Here is a 19949-nt window from a genome sequence, read left to right on the forward strand (position 1 = left end):
GATCTCACCAATCCGATTGACTCCGCGGGCCCTGTTAGCTTTATATTAGAACATATCATGAACAAATGAGCCAGTCCCTGGTTCTCTGTTCAGACCAGTGACGGCCTCAAATTTTGGTTGGAAGGAGCGGCGCATATGCCGGAGCGCGATCAGCAAAAGTGGTCGCCGGTTTTGCGTCCGATCGCGCTCCTCTTTTTTAAGAAAGGCGCATGATCTTGTCGCCAAACCGCTCACACTTTGGCGGATCATGCGCCGCCGCACGCATAGGTACGCTTGCGTCTCTGCGCGGCAGCATCGCGCGTATCGAGGCGTCATCGGATGCGGCGATGCCGAACCGCGTCGCGCTCGGCCATGCCGGCGCGGATGCGATGCTGCGCGGCGGGCTTGCGCCGGCGGCATTGCACGAGGTGTTCGCGGCCGGCCATCAAGGCGGCGCGGCGACCGGCTTCATTGCGGGGCTCGCCGGACGGCTGTCGGCACGCAAGCCGCTGGTCTGGGTGCGGCAGGATTTTTCCGATCGCGAAAACGGCGCGCTATCGATGCGCGGGCTTGCCGAGCTCGGCCTCGATCCGCGCCTCTTGGTCACGGTGCGCGCTGCCGATGTCGATAGCGGCCTGCGCGCCGCGGCCGACGCGCTCGCCTGCGATGCGCTCGGCGCGGTCGTGCTCGAGGTCTGGGGCCAGGCGCGCCAGCTCGATCTCGTCGCCAGCCGCAAATTGACCCTGGCCGCGCAGGCCTCCGGCGTCACCGCGCTGGTGCTGCGGATCGCGGCAACCCCGATCCCCTCGACCGCGGAGACGCGCTGGATCGTGCGCGCGGCGCATTCGCCGCCGGGCAATGCCGCGAGCGTGTGGGGCGCGCCGCGCTTCGAGGCCGAACTCGTGCGCAATCGTCATGGCCCTGTCGGGCGATGGATCATGGAATGGAAATGTGATGAGTGCCAATTCAGTGAACCGTCGGCGTATCCTCAGCCTGTGGCTGCCACGCCTGCCCATCGACCGCATCAAGCGCAAGCTCGCGCAGGACATCGCCTCGCAAGCTGATGCACGGGAGGTGGCAGGGCTCCCTCTCCCGCAAGCGGGAGAGGCGAAGAAAGCAGAACTCCCCAGCGTCGTCGTCGCAAAAGACCACAACGCCATCCTGCTGCACGCGATCGACGAGGCCGCGGTGCGCGCCGGGCTGTCGATCGGGCTGCCGCTCGCCAATGCGCGGGCGATCTGTCCGGAGCTCACGGTCTATGATGCCGATCCCGCCGCCGATCTGAAGACGCTGAACGACATCGCCGGCTGGTGCGACCGCTTCACGCCGCTGGTCGCGCTCGATCTGCCTTACGGTCTGTTTCTCGACATCACCGGCTGCGCGCATCTGTTCGGCGGCGAGCGAGCGCTGCTGCAGACCGTGACGGGGGCGCTGAGCCGGCGCGGCTTTGCCGTCAGCGCGGCCATTGCCGGCACCTCGATCGCGGCGCGTACGCTGACGCGCACCGCCTCGGGCAAGATTGTCCCCGATAGCGAGGAAGCGGCGGCGGTCGGCCCGCTGCCGGTGTCGGCGCTCGGTGCCGATGCCGCTGTCACCACCGGCCTGCGCCGCGCCGGCTTGAAGACCATCGGCGATGTCGCCTCGCGCGCGCCGCATGAAATCTCGGCGCGGTTCGGTGCGGCCTTCACCACCTTGCTCAGCCACGCGCTCGGGCAGGGCGATGCCCCGATCAGCCCGCGCAAGCCGCTGCCCGATTACATCGTCGAGAAGCGTTTCCCCGAGCCGATCGCGACCGACACCGTGATCGCGCTGACGCTCTCAAGCCTTGCCAAGATGCTGGTTGCGGCGATGGACAAGCAGGGCAAAGGTGCGCGGCAGCTGGAAGCGAGCTTCTTCCGCACTGACGGTGCGGTGCGCGCGATCATGGTCGAGACCGGGCGTCCGGTGACGCGGCCCGAGATGATCGATCGCCTATTCCGCGAGCGGCTCGATGCGCTGAATGATCCGCTCGATCCCGGCTTCGGCTTCGATCTCATTCGCCTCGCCGCAGGGCGTACCGAGATCGTGGTACAGCAGCAGCGCGATCTCGACGCCACCATACACGACAATGACGAGCTCTCGGCGCTGATCGACCGCATCGCCGCCCGCATCGGCGGAAAACGCGTCGTCGTGCATCTGCCGCTGGAGAGCCACATCCCCGAACGATCGGCGCTCGCGCTGCCGGCGCAGCATCATCTGGCCGCGGCCAGCGCCGCCGCCTGGCCGGAGCACGTTGCGAGCGAACCACCGCTGCGTCCCTTGCGGCTATTCGAGCAGCCCGAACCGATCAAGGTGCCGTTCGCGACCGTGCCCGACGGTCCGCCGCATCAATTCACCTGGCGGCGCGCGCAGCACGAGGTGGTGCGGGTCGAGGGCCCCGAGCGCATCGCGATGGAATGGTGGAAGCAGGACGGCGCGTCGCTGACGCGCGATTATTTCCGCGTCGAGGATGCCGAAGGCCAGCGCTTCTGGATCTTTCGCGACGGTCTCTACGAGAGCGAGCTGCGCGACGAGGAGGGCAAGCCCGTTCCGGCCAACTGGTATGTGCATGGGCTGTTCGCATGAGCGCACCTCCACCTGATTATGCCGAGATCGGCATCACCAGCAATTTCTCCTTCCTGCGCGGCGGTTCCGATCCGCGCGCCTATGTGCATCAGGCGAGCGAACTCGGGATTCCCGTGATCGGGCTCGCCGATCACAACACGCTGGCCGGCGTGGTGCGCGCCTGGAAGGAGCTCGACAGCGAGAAGGTTGCCCATCCGCCAAAGCTTTTGATCGGCGCCCGCATCGTCTTCATCGACTCTACGCCCGACATCCTGGTCTATCCGCGCGATCGCGCCGCCTATGGCCGGCTGTGCCTGCTCCTGACCCGCGGCAAGCGCGGCGACGACATCGTGCGGATCGAGAAAGGCGAGTGCCATCTGAAGCTCGCCGACCTCCTCGACTTCGTCGAGGGGCAGCTCCTGGTGCTGGCGCTGCCGCATCGCTTTGAGGAGGCAGGCACGCTCGATCTGCTTGCAAAGCTGAAGGCAAGCGCCGCCGACGGCGTCTGGCTCGCCGCAAGCCTGCTCTATCGCGGCGACGACAGGCGCCGCCTCGCGCGGCTGCATGGCCTCGCCACCGACGCCGGTGTGCCGCTCATCGCCACCAACGAGGTGCTCTATCACCATCCGGCGCGCCGCCCGCTGCAGGACGTGCTGACCTGCATCCGCGAAAAGACCACGATCGAGGCGGTCGGCCGCAGGCTCGAGGCCAATGCCGAGCGGCATCTCAAGCCGGCGCATGAAATGATCAGGCTGTTTCGCAATCTGCCGGACGCGATCGCGGAAACCATGCGCTTTGCTGCACGCATCTCTTTCTCGCTCGACCAGCTCAAATATCAGTATCCCGACGAGCCGGTGCCGCCGGGCAAGACCGCGCAGCAGCATCTGGAAGATTTGACCTGGGCCGGTGTCGACAAATATTTCGGCGGCGAGATCGACGAAAAGCTTCGCACCACCCTGAACAAGGAGCTCGCGCTGATCGCCGAGCTGAAATACGCGCATTACTTCCTCACCGTGCACGACATCGTGCACTATGCGCGCAGCCAGAACATCCTGTGCCAGGGACGCGGCTCGGCAGCCAATTCCGCGGTCTGCTTCGTGCTTGGCGTCACCTCGGTCGATCCGACCAAGGTCGATCTGTTGTTCGAGCGCTTCATCTCCAAGGAGCGGCTGGAGCCGCCCGACATCGACGTCGATTTCGAGCATTCGCGGCGCGAGGAGGTGATGCAATATGTCTACCGCCGCTACGGCCGCCACCGCGCCGCGATCATCGCCACCGTGATCCATTATCGCCCGCGCAGCGCGATCCGTGACGTCGGCAAGGCGCTCGGGCTGACCGAGGACGTCACCGCGGCGCTCGCCGACACCGTGTGGGGCAGCTGGGGCAAGGGCCTCAACGACATGCAGGTGCGACAGGCCGGGCTCGATCCCAAAAATGCGATGATCAACCTCGCGGTCGAGCTCGCCACCGAGCTGATCGAGTTTCCGCGTCATCTCTCGCAGCATGTCGGCGGCTATGTACTGACCCAGGACCGGCTCGACACCTATGTGCCGATCGGCAACGCCGCGATGGACGACCGCACTTTCATCGAATGGGATAAGGACGACGTCGACGCCCTTAGCATGATGAAGGTCGACGTGCTGGCGCTGGGCATGCTGACCTGCATCCGCAAATGTTTTGACCTGATCGCCGACCACAAGGGCGAGCACTGGGAGCTAGCTTCGGTCCCGCAGGACGACAAGAAAGTTTACGACATGCTGTGCCGCGGTGAATCGCTCGGCGTGTTCCAGGTCGAGAGCCGGGCGCAAATGAACATGCTGCCGCGGCTGAAGCCGCGTACCTTCTACGATCTCGTCATCGAGGTCGCGATCGTGCGCCCGGGGCCGATCCAGGGCGACATGGTGCATCCTTATCTGCGCCGGCGGAACGGCCAGGAAAAGGTCAGCTATCCATCGCCAGCGCCCGACCAGGGCGACAAGGACGAACTCTACAACGTGCTGCACAAGACGCTCGGCGTGCCGCTGTTCCAGGAGCAGGCGATGCGGATCGCGATCGAGGCGGCCCATTTCACCTCTGAGGAAGCCAATGGCCTGCGCCGCTCGATGGCGACCTTCCGCAATCTCGGCACCATCGGCAGCTACGAGGAGAAGCTGGTCGGCAACATGGTGGCGCGCGGCTACGATCCGGATTTCGCCCGCAGCTGCTTCGACCAGATCAAGGGCTTTGGCAGTTACGGCTTCCCGGAAAGCCATGCCGCGAGCTTTGCCCAACTCGTCTACATCTCCTCATGGCTTAAGCACCATCATCCGGATGCGTTCTGCTGCGGCCTGCTCAACTCGCAGCCGATGGGCTTCTATGCCCCGGCCCAGATCGTCGGCGACGCCCGCAAGAACGGCGTCACGGTGCGCGAAGTCGATGTCTCCCATAGCTTTGCGCAGAACACGCTCGAGGAGAAGGTCGGCGATCATTGCGCGGTGCGGCTCGGCTTTCGCCAGATCGACGGATTTCACTGGCTGGATGAGGACGAGGAGAGGCTGAAACAGCTTCAACTGTCATTCCGGGATGGTGCGCTAGCACCAGACCCGGAATCTCGAGATTCCGGGTTCTCGCTTCGCGATCCCCGGAATGACGGTGTTGAGACAGACTGGGCCGACCGCATCGTTGCCGCGCGCAACCGCCGGCCGTTCACCTCGCTGGAAGACTTCGCGCGCGACACCGGCCTGCCCAAGCGCGCGCTGATCCTGCTCGCCGACGCCGATGCGTTCCGCTCGCTCGGGCTCGACCGCCGCGAGGCGCTGTGGGCGGTGCGCCGGCTGCCCGACGACGTGCCGCTGCCGTTGTTCGAGGCCGCCACCGCACGCGAGCAGCCGGATGAGGGCGCCAAGCCGCTGCCGGAGATGCCGCGTCCGGAGCAGGTGGTCGCCGACTATCAGACCATCCGCCTGTCGCTGAAGGGCCATCCGATGGAGTTTTTGCGCGACACCTTTACGAAGGAGCGCGTCGTCGCCTGTCACACCATCAACCGGAGCAACGACCGCCGCCGCGTCCGCTGTGCCGGCGTCGTGCTGGTGCGGCAGCGGCCGGGCAGCGCCAAGGGCGTCGTGTTCATGACACTGGAGGACGAGACCGGCATCGCCAACATCGTGGTGTGGCCGAAGGTGATGGAGCAGTACCGCAAGGAGGTGATGGGCGCGCGCCTGATCCTGGTCGAGGGCTATATCCAGAGCAGCCCGGAGGGCGTGACGCATCTGGTGGCGCAGCGCATGACCGATCGCTCCCACGATCTGATCGGCCTCGCCAACGAATCCTTGAGCCGCAAACATCCGGTGCCGGCGGGCCCCGCGCTGATCGAGCCGCTCAACGACGACCGCCGCGATCACGGCGACAACTCGCCGCAAAAGATCCGCCACCCACGCAACGTCCGCATCCTGCCGCCGTCCCGCGATTTTCATTGAACCGCGTGCGACGGCTCTCTCACCGTCACCCTGAGGACACCTGTGGTCCTACCCCCGAGCTTTCTACCTATTGCTCGGGGCCCATGGGTGCGATCGGCACCCGGCTTTCCCTGCGCCCTCTGTTCAAAAGAGAGGGCGGAACGAGATGCAAAGCTCGGACAAAACATGTCGTGAGAACGCGGAAGCATGACTCACATACCGCGCCACACACTCATCGTCGTCCCGGCGTAGGCCCATAGGCGCTAAGATAGTTTGATCATAGTCTGATAGTGGCGCTTATGTCTGGGTGGCTCGCGTAGATGTCGCCGGAGAGCGTGACTGGCTCTGCAGAGTAGAGCGATTGCGGGCTGTGGAATGATCGCTTGCCGTAGCGAAGCGACGAGCTGGCGCAGCAGACGCCACGTCACTGGGTGGGTCAGGCGGCGTCGGCCAAGCGGGGAGAGTCTTCGAGTTCGTCGACGAGCGGCTCGAGCAATAGAATGATCAGCAGATGAGCGAGGATATGGGGTCTGGCGGACCGCTCGTCGGTTCCGGGAGGTCCCTTCAAGCCAATCAGGCTTTTCAGCCGCTTGAAGCCGAGCTCAATGCGCCATCGCAGCCGATAGAGGGCGAGGATATCTGCAGTCGTGAAGTCCTCTGGCCTGAGTGAGGTCACCAGGATCACCCAATCTGCGGCGTCAAGTGTTTGCCTGGAGAGCTGATGACCTCCCTTTTGTGCAGTCCGGCGCGCCTTGCGTCGCGCAGCCGCAGCAGCTTGCGCCGGCTTCTTCGCGGCAACCAGACGCACTGCGAGCGGCGGCGCACCTGACTTGCGCTTTATCCAAATCGGCCGATCGATCAGGCCACGCGCCGAGGCGTTGCGCAGTTCGGCAGTGAGGTCAACAAGATTACCTTCGGCATCGAGCCAGCGCGCGCTCTTCCAGCCGGCCCGGATCACGAAGTCTGCATCGGCATCGACGAGATGCGCCATGCGCTCCGGTTGCAGATAGGCGCGATCGGCAAGACGGATCTCACCGGCAACCGCCGGTATCCGATCCAGCGTCTCGCCCGCTCGCTGATCGGTCAGTTCGAAGTGACCAAAGCGCTCCTGCGGAAGATCGAACGCGCTATGGATACGCCACACTGCGTTCTTGTTCCTGCCGCTCGTCCCAGCCTTGGGGACCGTCGTGGCGTCAACAATACGGATCAGACGACCGCGGCTCGCCTTCGGCGCCGCGTCGGCAAGCGCCTGCTCGACCAAGATTGCCAGCCAATCTCCGCACTGACGTAAGCGATACAACAGAGCCACGTTGGAGATATCGACAAGCCCAACCGACGTGGCCCATGCCGCCGTCAACCGCAGCCCTTTCTCACCAAGGCAATAAGCCAAGATCAGGCGCAGCAAGTCGACCGCATTGCTGATCTCCCGCGGACGGACAAACGCCTTCGTCTTGCGCGCGCTAATGTTCAGAGCCTCGGCTCCGCCAAGTCGGGCGACAACGCGCGCCCAATCTTTGTTCACAAGCGATTCGTGTGCCATTCCATCTTGGAATCACAAACGAATCCAAGGCGCAAATCCTATTTTAGCGCCTATGGGCGAAGGCCGGGACCCACAACCACCGTTGCAAATGGTTACGCTCTGCTGGAACGACGAGTGCCATCCACAACATCCGCTGCGGCGTATGGGTCCCGGCCTTCGCCGGGACGACGCCTGGGACTTAACCACCGAAGCAAATTGCTATGCACTCTTGCAACGGCGAGTCCCGCCTACAACATTCGCCGCGGCGTATGGGTTCTCCGAGTTCATGCGGCGCGAACGCGCCATTGTCCATCCAACCAGTTCATCGACTGATGTCGCGCGAATGCGAACGTGTAACCTACACGCCAATGCTGACACGTAGCTTACGGCTGGTCCCTGTCGGGCGGGTCTCACCGTCGCATCGATGGCGGATGACTTCCTCAGCCGCTGCATGCTACTCCACCGCGGCGCCGACCGGCGGTCCGCCCGGCGGGCGGTGCAGGAAGGTGATCGATGCGTAGGCGCCGACCCACGAGCCGAGGGCGGCGAAGGCGACGTAGAGCCAGTTTTCGGTGTAGCTGATCACCGCATAGGAGGAGAGCACATACCAGACGCTGCTCCAGGTCGCCGCCGGCACGCGCTTGCGCGCCACGACCGCCGAGGTGAACATGACATAGACCGCGTCGGTCGCTGCGGTCGCGAGGAAGACAGCGCCGGCGGTGAGAGGATCGATGGCAGCCATTGCAACTCCTGTGTGGGTCGGGCAGAGCTGGATATAAGCAGGGCCGGAAATGATTGTTGGGATCGGGCACCGCCTTTTTGTCATCATGCTCGGGCATAGGATAATCGCAAACGGGTATTCGCATGCAGGACATTCGTGAAATCCTTTCCGATGTCTGGACCGGCGCCGGCGGCGCGCCGGCCGCGCTCGATGCGGTCACATTGACCGGCAGCGAGCCGCAGCTGCCGTCGTCGTTTCGGGTCGCAGCCGCAGCGCAGGCGCCGATCGCAGCAGCCGGCCTCGCCGCGGCCGAGATCTGGAAGGCCCGCAGCGGCGAGCAGCAGGACGTCGCGGTCGACATCCGCCATGCCGTCGTTGAATGCCGCAGCGAGCGCTATTTGCGCGTCGACGACAAGCCGCCGCCGCCGGCCTGGGACAAGATCGCCGGCGTCTATTGTGTCAAAGACAACCGCTTTGTCCGCCTGCACACCAATTTCCCGCATCATCGCGACGCCGTCTGCAGGGTGCTCGGCTGCAACGCTGAGCGCGACGAGGTCCAGGCCGCGCTGCTGCAATGGGACGGCGAGGCGTTCGAGACCGCGGCCTACGCCGCCGGCGGCGTCGTCGCCTTGATGCGCTCGCACGACGAATGGTCGGCGACGCCGCATGCCAAAGAACTGGCAAAACTGCCGTTGATCTCGATCGAGAAGATCGGCGAAGCCGCGCCGAAGCCGTGGCCCGCCGGCAGCCGGCCGCTGGCCGGCATCCGTGTGCTCGATCTGTCGCGCGTGATCGCCGGTCCCGTCGCTGGCCGCACGCTCGCGGCGCATGGTGCCGAGGTGCTGCTGATTTCCGGTCCCGATCTGCCGGCGATCCCCTGGCTCACCATCGACACCGGCCGCGGCAAGCTCACGAGCTTCCTCGAGCTGCGGAGCGAAGAGGGGCGGGGCGTGATGCAGGGTCTGGTGGCGCAGGCCGATATTCTCTCGCAGGGCTATCGGCCGCAGGCGATCGCGCGGCTCGGCTTCTCGCCGGAGGAAGCGGCGCGGATCAATCCCGGGATCGTCTATGTGACGCTGTCGGCCTATGGCCATGCCGGACCATGGGCCGGGCGCCGCGGCTTCGACTCGCTGGTGCAGACCACGACCGGCTTCAATCATGCCGAAGGGCAGGCGGCCGGCACGGACGGGCCGAAGGAATTGCCGGCCCAGATGCTCGACCACGCCACCGGATATTTCATGGCGTTCGGTGCCATGATGGCGAAGGCCCGCCAGGCCCGCGAAGGCGGCAGCTGGCACGTCCGGGTATCGCTGGCGCAGACCGGGCGCTGGCTGTGGAATCTTGGCCGCCTCGAAGGAGGCCTTGCGACCGGGGACCTGAAGGCGGATGCGGTGCAGCGCTTCATCGAACGGCTGCCGTCCGGCTTTGGTACGCTGAGCTCGGTCCGGCATGCCGCAGTGCTGTCCAGCACACCGGCCCATTGGTCCCGTCCGGCCATGCCGCTCGGCAGTCACCCTCCGGAGTTTCCTGCCCCGGAGTTTCCCGGATAAGACATTCAGCTGCCGTTCAGGCTATGCAAACTTTAACGACAGGCGTCGCCGAATGGCGATTTTTAGGTTGTTTGAGACGCCAATTCAGCACTATTAGCGCACCGCTGGGGCCGTCCCGCCGGATGCTGCAACGATCGACCCCGCGGACCGCATGGTGAAAGAGTTTACCAAGAGAATGCAGAGCTTTAGCCGTCCGCGCCTGGTCGTGGCCGCGGCGCTGCTGGCGGTTGCCTGCGCGGGTGCCTATGGCTACACGCGTTTCGGCTCGGAAAAGCAGACATCTTCGGAGGTCTCCAGCCAGTCCCGCAAGGGCGGCGCGCGCTATGCGCCGTCGGCGGCCGAGTGGGCCAGCCTGACCTTCCAGACCGTGAGCGAGCACACTTTCCGCTCCGAGCTGGTGACCGAGGGCAAGATCGGCATCGATGAGGATCGCTCCACCCCGGTCTATTCGCCCTATACCGGGCGTGTCACCCGCCTCATGGTGCGGCCGGGCGATGCCGTTGTGAAGGGCCAGCCGCTGTTCGTGATCGAGGCGGCCGACACCGTGCAGGCGCAGAACGATTACATCGCGGCGATGACCGGCCTCAACAAGGCGCAGTCGGCGCTCGACCTGGCGCAGATCCAGGAGAAGCGCGCCAAGGATCTGTCCGAGGGCAAGGCGATCCCGCTGAAGGATTATCAGCAGGCCCAGACCGCGCTGGTGCAAGCGCAGAACGATGCGCGCTCGGCGCAGACGCTTTTGGAAGCGGCGCAGAACAAGCTGCACATTCTCGGCTTCGGCGACGACGACATCACGACGCTGCGGCAGAAGGGCCGCCTCAATCCGGAGACGACGGTGTTCGCGCCGATCGGCGGCACCGTGGTCCAGCGCAAGGCCGGTCCCGGCCAGTATGTCTCGACCGGCGCCAGCGACCCGGTCTACGTGATCGGCGATCTGTCGACGGTCTGGCTGATCGCCTTTGTCCGCGAATCCGACGCAGACAATGTCGCGGTCGGCCAGGACCTTACCTTCAGCGTGATGGCGCTGCCGGGCAAGACGCTGAACGCCCGGGTCAACTATGTCGCCGCGGCGATCGACGCGACCTCGCGCCGGCTCCTGGTTCGCGCCACCATCGACAACGCCGACAAGCGGCTGAAGCCCGAGATGTTCGCCAATGTGACGCTGTATTCGAAGGGCGATCACCCGGCAGTCGGCGTGCCGAAGCAGGCGCTGATCTACGAGGGCGACCAGGTTCGGCTCTGGGTCGCGAGGGCCGACGACAAGACCATCGAGCTGCGTCAGATCAAGCCCGGCCTCATCAATGGCGACCTCGTCGAGGTGGCCGGCAACCTCAAGCCGGGCGAGCAGATCGTGACGAAGGGAAGCCTCTTCATCGACCGCGCCGCATCAGGCACCTAAGCGCATGATCCGGAAAAGTGGGAAGCGGTTTTCCCTCGCGACAAACGCAGAGCGCGTTTGCGCGGAGATCACGCTCAACAAGAAAATTCCCTTCCAGTTGAAAGCGCCGATCTGAATGGATCGCCTCGTCGCCCTTGCCGTCAATCGCCGCTACTTGATGGTGGCCATGTTCGTGGCCGTCTTGATCGGCGGCCTGCTCGCGTTCAAGCAGCTCAACATCGAGGCCTATCCCGATCCGACCCCGCCGATGGTCGATATCGTGACGCAGAGCCCGGGCCTCTCGGCCGAGGAGATCGAACGCTACATCACGATCCCGATCGAGACCCAGGTCGCCGGCATCAAGAACCTCAAGACCATCCGTACCATCTCGCTATACGGCCTTTCCGACGTCAAGCTGCAGTTCTCCTTCGACTACACCTATGACGAGGCGCTGCAACAGGTGCTCAACCGCCTGTCGCAGCTCGCGCCGCTGCCGGGCAACGTGCTGCCCGGCATCTCGCCGCTCAGCCCGATCGGCGAAATCTTCCGCTACCGCCTGAAGGGACCGCCTAACTACAGCGTGCTCGACCTCAAGACGCTGCAGGACTGGGTGCTGCAGCGCCGCTTCCGCGCGGTGCCCGGCGTGATCGACGTCACCGGCTGGGGCGGCAAGACCAAGACCTACGAGATCCAGGTCGACTTCAACAAGCTGGTCGCCAACGGACTGACGCTGCCGCAGGTGCTGCAGGCGGTGTCCAACGCAAACATCAATGTCGGTGGCAACACCGTGAACATCGGCTCGCAATCGGCCGTGGTGCGCGGCGTCGGCCTGATCCGCTCGATCGACGACCTCGCCAACACCATGGTCTCGCAGTCCGGCGGCAATCCGGTGCTGGTGCGCGACATCGCCCATGTCACGATCGGCGAGAAGCCGCGGCTCGGCATCGCCGGCCTCGACAATGACGACGACATCGTGCAGGGCATCGTCCTGATGCGCCGCGGCGAGCAGAGCTCGCCGACGATTACCCGCGTCGAGCAGCTGGTCCACGACATCAACCATTCCTCGATCCTGCCGCCCGGCGTGAAGATCGAGCGGATCTACGACCGCAAGGACCTGATCGAGCTCACCACCCACACCGTGCTGCACAACATGGTGGTCGGCATCCTCCTGATCGTGCTGTTGCAGTGGATATTCCTCGGCGACCTCCGCAGCGCGCTGATCGTCGGCGCGACGATCCCGTTCGCGCTGTTCTTCGCCGTGATCATCCTGGTGCTGCGCGGCGAATCCGCCAATCTGCTGTCGGTCGGCGCGATCGATTTCGGCTTGATCGTCGATGCCACCGTGATCATGGTGGAAGCGATCTTCCGCCGGCTGTCGCAGACCACCGCGCTGTCGGAAGACGAGCGAAGCCACATCTCCGAGGACACGGTGATGGGGATGAAGAGCCACGCGATCCTGTCGGCGGCCGCCGACGTGTCGCGCTCGATCTTCTTTGCCGCGGCGATCATCATCGCGGCGTTCCTGCCGCTGTTCACGCTGTCCGGCGTCGAGGGCAACATCTTCGGCCCGATGGCGCGCACCTATGCTTACGCGCTGGCCGGCGGGCTGCTGGCGACGTTCACGGTCACTCCGGCGTTCAGCGCGATCATCCTGCCGGCGCATATCCACGAGACCGAGACCTGGATCGTCAAGAAGCTCGATGCGATCTACCTGCCGGTGCTGAACTGGGCGATCGCCAACCGCAAGCTGGTGATGGCCGGCGCGGCCGGCCTCGTGGTCATGACCATCATCTTCGCGCGCTTCCTCGGCCTCGAATTCCTGCCCAAGCTGGAAGAGGGCAATCTGTGGATCCGCGCCACGCTGCCGCCGACGATCTCGCTGCAGGAGGGCAATGCCTATGTCAACGAGATGCGGAAGCTGATCCGCAGCCGTCCCGAGGTGGTATCGGTGGTGTCGCAGCACGGCCGTCCCGACGACGGCACCGATGCGGCCGGCCTGTTCAACGCCGAATTCTTCGCGCCGCTGAAGCCGGCCAGCGAATGGCCAAATACTCACGACAAGGACGTGCTGACCGCGCAATTGCTGGCGCAGTTGCAGGAGAAATTCCCGGGCGTCGAATTCAATTTCTCGCAGTATCTGCAGGACAACGTGTCGGAAGCGGTGTCCGGCGTGAAGGGCGAGAACTCGATCAAGCTCTACGGCAATGATCTGCAGGCGCTGACCGACACCGCCAACAAGATCAAGTCGGTGCTGTCGACGGTGCAGGGCGTCACCGATCTTGCGGTGTTCACCTCGCTCGGCCAGCCGACCATCCAGATCGACGTCGATCGCGCGCGCGCCGCGCGCTATGGCCTGTCGCCGGGCGACATCAACGCCACGATCCGGGTTGCGGTCGGCGGCGACAGCGCCGGCGACCTCTATGAGCCCGGCAGCGACCGGCACTTTCCGATTATCGTCCGCCTTGCGCCGGAATATCGCAAGAGCGCGGAGGCGATCCAGAACTTGCGGATCGGGGTGGCGAACGCCAACGGCGGCATCACGCAGATCCCGCTCTCCGAAGTGGCCTCGATCAACCTGATCTCCGGCGCTGCCTATATCTACCGCGAGCAGCAGGAGCGCTATTTGCCGATCAAGTTCTCGGTCCGCGAGCGTGACCTCGGCAGCGCGATCCGGGAGGCGCAGCAGAAGATCGACGAGCAGGTGCAGCTGCCGCCGGGATCGCGCGTCGAGTGGGTCGGCGAGTTCGGCAATCTGCAGGATGCGATCAGGCGGCTGTCGATCGTGGTGCCGATCAGCCTCGCGCTGATCGCGGTGCTGCTGTTCTTCAATTTCGGCTCGATGGTCGACACCATGCTCGCGATGAGCGTGATCCCGATGGCGATCTTCGGCGGTGTGCTCGGGCTTCTGATCTCGGGGATTCCGTTCAGCGTCTCGGCGGCGATCGGCTTCATCGCGCTGTTCGGCATCGCGGTGATGGACGGCATCATCATCCTGTCGCAGTTCAACCAGCTGATCGACGAGGGCTACGACCGGATGCGCGCGGTGATCCGCACCGGCGAGCTGCAGCTGCGTCCGGTGCTGATGACCTGCGTGGTGGCGGGCGTCGGCCTGTTGCCGGCGGCGATTTCGGAAGGCATCGGCTCGCAGGTGCAGAAGCCGCTCGCCATCGTCGTTGTCACCGGCATGATGCTGGCGCCGCTGGTGATCCTGATCACGCTGCCGGTCTTGATCTTCTATTTCTCGCGCCGGCCGCGCGAGCGCTAGCTCAGAAGGAATCAGGTGAAGCCGTAGAGCCGTGCCGGGTTGTCGACCAGGATCGCCTTGCGGACCGCGGCGTCCGGCGCCCAGACCGGAAGCTGGTTGAGGAGGCGGCCGTCGTCGATCTGAAACAGCGGCGTCACGTCGGTGACCTTCTTGCCTTGCGGCGTCACCGAATCCGGGTGCGGCCAGTCGGTGCCCCAGACGATACGCTCGGCATTGGCCGCGATCAGCGCCTGCGCCAGCGGCGTGGCGTCGGCATAATCGGGCGCGAGCTTGGAGGCGCGGTAGGCGCCGGAAATCTTGACATAGGCCTTGCCGGATTTGACCAGCGCGAGCAGGTCGGCAAATCCCGGCTGGTCCGTGCCGAGGGCGGCCTCGGCGCCGCCGAAATGGTCGAACACGACCGGCACCGGCGCTGTAGCGACGAGGTCCTTGATCGCGGAGATCATGGCGAGGCTGGTGAACAGCTGCACATGCCAGCCGCGCGCCTTCATCCGCTCGATCGCGGCCGAGAAGCGCTGCCGGCCGACATTGGGATCGTTGACGCCGCCGGTCGCGAGGTTGAGGCGGATGCCGCGGAAGCCGGCCTTGTTCATGGCATCGAGATCGCTCTCGCTGGTCTTGTCGTCGATCACGGCGACGCCGCGCGCGGTCGGCCCGCGGGCCGTGATGCCGAACAGGGTCGACGAATTGTCGGGGCCATAGACGCTCGGCGTCACGATCACCACGCGCTCGACATGGAGCGCCTTGTGCAGCGCGCTCATCTCCTCCGGCGAGGCCGGTTCCGGGGTGTAGACGCGGCCGGCGAAGAACGGGAATTTCTCGGGGTCGCCATGGATATGGGTGTGGCAGTCGCACGCCCCGGCGGGCATGTCGAAATTGACCGCGGTCGATGGCTGCGCTGCCTTGGAAAATGCGTTGCTGCTGGTCATGGTCACTCCGGCTGCGATGGAAGCCAGCATCATATCGCGTCGCGTCAGCATTGGACGTCTCCCTGCGTGCTCGGCTGTTATGCGCGTCATACGCGCGCCGGCATTATGGGTTGCCGGCGGGGGCGGAGGTTATCGGCGGAGAGAGCGGGCGGGAAGGGCCCGTTCGCGGTGCGAACGGTTCCACGATGCCTATTGTCCCGACGGCGTGCGCAGGCCGTGCCAGGCGTCGCGCACCTGATGGTAGTGCACCTCGGGCAGATAGTCCGGCGTCTTCAGGTTCAGCGTCTTGACGTCGAGGCGCCCGGTCGCGCTGAGCAGCGTGTAGGAGGCGATCACGCGGTCGCGCTGCGCACCGATCAGCCGTGCTCGCGCGGTGATCAGATCCTGCTGCGCGTTGAGCACGTCGACCGTGGTGCGCTGGCCGCCCGCGGCTTCTTTCTGCACGCCAGCCAGCGCAACCTCCGCGGCCTTCATCTCGGACTCGGAAGCCGACACCGCGATCTTGGCGCCCTCATTGGCGACCCACGCGCTGACCACGGCGGTCTTGGCCTGATTGCGGACCTGATCCAGCACCAGCCGGCTCTGCGCCGCGACCTCCTTGGTCTGCCGGGTCTGCGATGCGGCGGTGCCGCCGTCATAGATCGGCTGCGTCACCTGACCGATCACCGAGGCTTGATCGGTGCCGAAGCTGCCGAGCGTGGTGTCGGTGTCGCGGCTGCGGCTGACGCTGCCCTGCACGGAGACATTCGGCATCAGGCTGCTCTCGGCGACGCGAATCGAGGTCGAGGCGACGTCGACGTCGAAGCCTGCCGCGGTGACGGCGGGATGCTCGCGGAGCGAGAGCGCGATCGCATCCTCGCGGCTGCGCGGCAACAGCCGGTCGATGGTCTCGGCCGGGCGCAACTGGGATGGTGCGTTGCCGACCACCTGCGCATAGGTGGCCTGGCTGATCGCGTAATTGACCTCGGCGGCGTTGAGATCGGCAAGGCCGCGGTTGAGCCGCGCCTCGGCCTGGGCGGTATCGGTCGGCGTCACGTCGCCGGCATTAAGGCGCCGTTCGGTGATTGCCCGGGTCTCCTTCAGGAAGGCGACGTTGGCGCGCTGCGCCTCGACCAGGGTCTGGTTGGCCAGGACGTTGGTGTAGGCGGTGACCGCGTCGAGCAGCACACCCTGGCCGACATTGCGCAACGCCTCGCGGCCGGACTGCACCTGCAACTCGGCGACGCGGACGCTGTTGGCGGTCTTGAAGCCGTTGAACAGGGTCTGCGTCACCGTGACGCCGATCTGCCACGGCTTCAGCGTTGCGGTCTGGATCACATTGCCGGGCAGCTGGTCGCGCACCGCTTGCAGACCAACCGACAGGCCGGCGATGATCTGGGGACGGTAGCCGGCCAGCGCCTGCGGCACGTTCTCGTCGGTCGCACGCTGGCGCGCCCGCTCGGCGTTGAGTTGCGGATTGGTCTGATACGCCTTGACCAGGGCGTCCGGCAGGCTCTCGGCGCGTGCCGCGGTCTCCGTCAGCAGCGCACATGCCAGCGCGCCAAGGCCGATGCCCGACAAAAGCACGCGCCTCGCTACGTCGCCGACCCTCGCGGCACGCTCAACCATGTGATCCCGCAAACCAAAACTCCGGCAGTGCGCCCCCGCCGACGCCGCCGACACATCTACCTGTTTACGGGGCGGTGCCGCCACAGACAAACCGCCGCGCGACATCTGCACATCATTTCAGTTCTTGTCTGTTGCCGGTTCGTCACAGGCGCACGTATCGGTCATATGAAGTATAAGTTTGAACCGCCGGCCGTCGATTCAACGATGCCGGTTATCCACCGTCTCGTCCGGGTCCATTGCTGATGCCGATATTCTTCTCCGACCCCGAGGCGATCGCGGAGCACATCATTCGTGACGTCGGAACCGAACTGGTGGTCGGGCTGCCGCTCGGCCTCGGCAAGGCCAACCACATCGTCAACGCGCTGTATGCGCGAGCAGTGGCCGACCGCTCCATCAACCTGACGCTGTTCTCCGCGCTGACGCTGGAAAAGCCGAAGCCGAAGAGCCTGCTCGAACGGCGCTTCATCGGACCGGTGATCGATCGCCTGTTCGGCGGCTATCCAGATCTCGCCTACGCGGATGCGCTGCATCACGGCGCACTTCCGCCCAACATCAAGGTGATCGAGTTCTTCTTCCTCGCGGGGCAGTGGCTGCACCAGCCATTCGCGCAACAGCACTACATTTCCGCCAACTACACCCATGCGGCGTCATATTTGTTGTCGCGCGGACTGAATGTCGTGCCTCAGCTCGTTGCCAAGCGCATGGTCGACGGCGTGCCGCGCTACAGCCTGAGCTGCAACACCGACACCACGCTCGACGTGCTGCGCGCCCGTGCGCGGGGGCGGGCGTCGTTCAAGCTGATCGGCCAGGTCAATTCCGAGCTGCCCTTCATGCCCGGCGCCGGCGACCTGCCGGCGGATGAATTCGCCGCGGTGCTCGACAGTCCCGAGACCGATTTCCCGCTGTTCGCGCCGCCGTCCGAGCCGATCAGCGACACCAAATATGCGATCGGCTTGCACACCGCCGGTCTGGTCCGCGACGGCGGCACGTTGCAGATCGGCATCGGGCAGGTCGGCGACGCGCTGGCGCAGGGGCTCGTGGTCCGCCATCGCGACAACGCCCAATTCCACGGCATCATGCAGCGCCTTGCGCCCGGTACCGGGCAACTCGCCGCGGCCGAGACCGGGTCGTTCGAAAAGGGTCTCTACGGCGTCAGCGAGATGCTGTTCGAGGCGTTCCTCGGGTTGATCGACGCCGGCATCCTCAAGCGCGAGGTCGGCGGCGTGATCCTGCACGGCGCATTCTTCCTGGGCCCGCCATCATTCTACCGGGCGCTGCGCGAGATGGCACCGGAGCAGCTGGCGCGAATCCAGATGATGCCGGTTTCCTTCACCAACGAGATCTTCGGCGACGAGGACGGCAAGCGTCGCGCCCGGGTCGATGCGCGCTTCGTCAACAATGCGATGATGGCGACGCTGCTCGGCGCTGCGATCTCGGACGGTCTCGAGAACGGCCAGGTCGTGAGCGGGGTCGGCGGCCAGTACAATTTTGTGGCGCAAGCATTCGCGCTCGAGGGCGCACGTTCTGTGCTGGCGCTGGAGGCGACCCGTCAGTCCGGCAAGCAAGCGCAGTCGAACATCCGCTGGTCCTATGGACATGAGACCATCCCGCGGCATCTGCGCGATGTCTTTGTCACGGAATATGGCGTTGCCGACGTCAGGGGGAAATCCGATGCCGACGTGATCGCCGCGATGCTGCAGGTCTCGGACTCCCGCTTCCAGGGCGAATTGATGCGGCGGGCAAAGGATGCCGGCAAGCTGCAACGCAGCTACGAGATTCCTGCGGCGCATCGCGAAAATTATCCCGAGCGCATCGGCGATGCGCTGAGGCCCGCGCGCGATGCCGGGCTGCTGCCGTCATTCCCGTTCGGCAGCGACTTCACCGATGTCGAGCAGCGGTTGATTCCGGCCTTGCAGATCTTGCAGCAGGCGCAGCACACGCCGCTGCAACTCGCCGGCCTGCTGTGGCAGGGCATGCGACATCCGCCCGATGCCGCCGACCGCGAATGCCTGGCGCGGCTCGGTCTCGACAAGCCGACGCATTTCGCCGAGCGCGCCTATCGCGCGCTCGTCACCGCGGCATTGCAACGGAGCCGAATGGCTAAAGCGCGATGAGATCATCGCGCCTTAGCCTGTTGTCTGAGCATGATCTTGTCCGGAAAACCGCTTCGCACTTTTCCGGATCATGCTTTAGCGGTTCTTGTTGACCGGCTTGCGCTTCTCGATGAACGCCGCCATGCCCTCGGAGCGATCCTCGAGCGCGAAGGTCGAGTGGAACAGATTGCGCTCGACATTCATGCCCTCTGCGAGCGGCGTCTCGAACGCGCGGTTGACGGCTTCCTTGGCCATCGCGACCGCCGGGCGCGACATCGAGGCGATCTTCTCGGCTGCCGCGAGCGCCTCCTCGAGCAGCTTGTCGGCCGGCACGATCCGCGACACGAGGCCCGAGCGCTCGGCTTCCGCCGCATCCATCATCCGCCCGGTCAGGCAGAGGTCCATCGCCTTCGACTTACCGATCGCACGGGTCAGGCGCTGCGTGCCGCCGATGCCGGGAATGGTGCCGAGGGTGATTTCCGGCTGGCCGAACTTGGCGGTGTCGGCGGCGATGATGATGTCGCACATCATCGCGAGCTCGCAGCCGCCGCCGAGCGCATAACCCGCGACCGCGGCAATGGTCGGCTTGCGGCAACGGGCGACGCGGTCGCCGCCGATGGCGGTGAAATCGCTGTTGAACATGTCGATGAAGCCTTTCGGCTGCATCTCCTTGATGTCGGCGCCGGCCGCGAAGGCCTTCTCGCTGCCGGTGATCAGGATACAGCCGATCTTGTCGTCGGCCTCGAGATCGTCGACCGCCGCGGCGATCTCGCGGAACACGCCGAACGAGAGTGCATTCAGCATTTTCGGCCGGTTCAGCGTGATGACGCCGACCGGTCCCTTGCTTTCGACAATGATGAATTCGAACGTAGCCATGGACGCAAACCCCG

Annotated in this window: 12 protein-coding genes; 7 read left to right on the plus strand and 5 right to left on the minus strand. The window is 65.2% G+C overall.

The genetic code is table 11. The annotated features are described in order from the left end of the window. Positions 1 to 209: 209 nt before the first annotated feature. From ACVMDN_RS09880 to ACVMDN_RS09890, 3 genes are read left to right on the plus strand one after another with little or no spacing between them, the layout of a single operon-like run. Positions 210 to 1043, plus strand: coding sequence for an ImuA family protein (locus tag ACVMDN_RS09880; RefSeq protein ID WP_057015667.1), 834 nt, complete (start codon positions 210 to 212; stop codon positions 1041 to 1043). Beyond that, entirely contained in the window at positions 934 to 2583 is a 1650-nt protein-coding gene (locus tag ACVMDN_RS09885; protein ID WP_168856439.1) for a Y-family DNA polymerase, read from the plus strand. The genes ACVMDN_RS09880 and ACVMDN_RS09885 overlap by 110 nt, the downstream gene beginning before the upstream one ends. After that, a complete protein-coding gene (locus ACVMDN_RS09890) occupies positions 2580 to 6017 on the plus strand; it encodes an error-prone DNA polymerase (RefSeq protein ID WP_456815857.1) in 3438 nt (1145 codons plus the stop codon). The genes ACVMDN_RS09885 and ACVMDN_RS09890 overlap by 4 nt, the downstream gene beginning before the upstream one ends. Positions 6018 to 6432: 415 nt before the next feature. On the opposite strand, the gene ACVMDN_RS09895 is transcribed toward ACVMDN_RS09890, so the two are convergent. Continuing rightward, positions 6433 to 7518 (minus strand): IS4 family transposase, encoded by a 1086-nt coding sequence (locus ACVMDN_RS09895; protein ID WP_456835017.1) that lies wholly within the window; start codon positions 7516 to 7518, stop codon positions 6433 to 6435. A 451-nt stretch (positions 7519 to 7969) separates the two neighbouring features. Beyond that, entirely contained in the window at positions 7970 to 8257 is a 288-nt protein-coding gene (locus tag ACVMDN_RS09900) for a hypothetical protein (protein WP_018270628.1), read from the minus strand. A 122-nt stretch (positions 8258 to 8379) separates the two neighbouring features. On the opposite strand from ACVMDN_RS09900, the gene ACVMDN_RS09905 reads away from it, so the two are divergent. From ACVMDN_RS09905 to ACVMDN_RS09915, 3 genes are all read left to right on the plus strand, one after another. Continuing rightward, a complete protein-coding gene (locus ACVMDN_RS09905; RefSeq protein WP_168856441.1) occupies positions 8380 to 9786 on the plus strand; it encodes a CoA transferase in 1407 nt (468 codons plus the stop codon). Between the two features lie 151 nt (positions 9787 to 9937). Then, entirely contained in the window at positions 9938 to 11185 is a 1248-nt protein-coding gene (locus tag ACVMDN_RS09910; protein ID WP_057015665.1) for an efflux RND transporter periplasmic adaptor subunit, read from the plus strand. A 115-nt stretch (positions 11186 to 11300) separates the two neighbouring features. After that, a complete protein-coding gene (locus ACVMDN_RS09915; RefSeq protein WP_456835282.1) occupies positions 11301 to 14429 on the plus strand; it encodes an efflux RND transporter permease subunit in 3129 nt (1042 codons plus the stop codon). 11 nt (positions 14430 to 14440) lie between these two features. Here ACVMDN_RS09915 and ACVMDN_RS09920 read toward each other — a convergent pair whose 3' ends face one another. Then, complete coding sequence (locus tag ACVMDN_RS09920) at positions 14441 to 15409, minus strand: amidohydrolase family protein (RefSeq protein WP_456835281.1); 969 nt, start codon at positions 15407 to 15409, stop codon at positions 14441 to 14443. Between the two features lie 138 nt (positions 15410 to 15547). Further along, positions 15548 to 16966: a TolC family outer membrane protein gene (locus ACVMDN_RS09925; protein ID WP_143271176.1), complete on the minus strand. Its 1419-nt coding sequence runs from the start codon at positions 16964 to 16966 to the stop codon at positions 15548 to 15550. Positions 16967 to 17208: 242 nt separating this feature from the next. Here ACVMDN_RS09925 and ACVMDN_RS09930 point away from each other — a divergent pair, with 242 nt between their 5' ends. After that, on the plus strand, positions 17209 to 19080 hold the full coding sequence (locus ACVMDN_RS09930; protein ID WP_456835280.1) for an acetyl-CoA hydrolase/transferase C-terminal domain-containing protein: 1872 nt from the start codon (positions 17209 to 17211) through the stop codon (positions 19078 to 19080). A gap of 75 nt (positions 19081 to 19155) precedes the next feature. On the opposite strand, the gene ACVMDN_RS09935 is transcribed toward ACVMDN_RS09930, so the two are convergent. Next, positions 19156 to 19935: an enoyl-CoA hydratase gene (locus ACVMDN_RS09935; RefSeq protein ID WP_016843234.1), complete on the minus strand. Its 780-nt coding sequence runs from the start codon at positions 19933 to 19935 to the stop codon at positions 19156 to 19158. Between the last annotated feature and the right edge of the window lie 14 nt (positions 19936 to 19949).

It is taken from the genome of Bradyrhizobium sp. USDA 4510 (assembly GCF_054059095.1).

What these genes read in the sequence shown, in the direction of transcription:
- ACVMDN_RS09915 (WP_456835282.1), top strand. Translation starts at nt 11,301, where the DNA reads ATGGATCGCCTCGTCGCCCTTGCCGTCAATCGCCGCTACTTGATGGTG.
- ACVMDN_RS09910 (WP_057015665.1), top strand. Translation starts at nt 9,938, where the DNA reads ATGGTGAAAGAGTTTACCAAGAGAATGCAGAGCTTTAGCCGTCCGCGC.
- ACVMDN_RS09900 (WP_018270628.1), bottom strand. Translation starts at nt 8,257, where the DNA reads ATGGCTGCCATCGATCCTCTCACCGCCGGCGCTGTCTTCCTCGCGACC.
- ACVMDN_RS09890 (WP_456815857.1), top strand. Translation starts at nt 2,580, where the DNA reads ATGAGCGCACCTCCACCTGATTATGCCGAGATCGGCATCACCAGCAAT.
- ACVMDN_RS09935 (WP_016843234.1), bottom strand. Translation starts at nt 19,935, where the DNA reads ATGGCTACGTTCGAATTCATCATTGTCGAAAGCAAGGGACCGGTCGGC.
- ACVMDN_RS09925 (WP_143271176.1), bottom strand. Translation starts at nt 16,966, where the DNA reads ATGGTTGAGCGTGCCGCGAGGGTCGGCGACGTAGCGAGGCGCGTGCTT.
- ACVMDN_RS09920 (WP_456835281.1), bottom strand. Translation starts at nt 15,409, where the DNA reads ATGCTGACGCGACGCGATATGATGCTGGCTTCCATCGCAGCCGGAGTG.
- ACVMDN_RS09905 (WP_168856441.1), top strand. Translation starts at nt 8,380, where the DNA reads ATGCAGGACATTCGTGAAATCCTTTCCGATGTCTGGACCGGCGCCGGC.
- ACVMDN_RS09880 (WP_057015667.1), top strand. Translation starts at nt 210, where the DNA reads ATGATCTTGTCGCCAAACCGCTCACACTTTGGCGGATCATGCGCCGCC.
- ACVMDN_RS09885 (WP_168856439.1), top strand. Translation starts at nt 934, where the DNA reads ATGAGTGCCAATTCAGTGAACCGTCGGCGTATCCTCAGCCTGTGGCTG.
- ACVMDN_RS09930 (WP_456835280.1), top strand. Translation starts at nt 17,209, where the DNA reads ATGCCGATATTCTTCTCCGACCCCGAGGCGATCGCGGAGCACATCATT.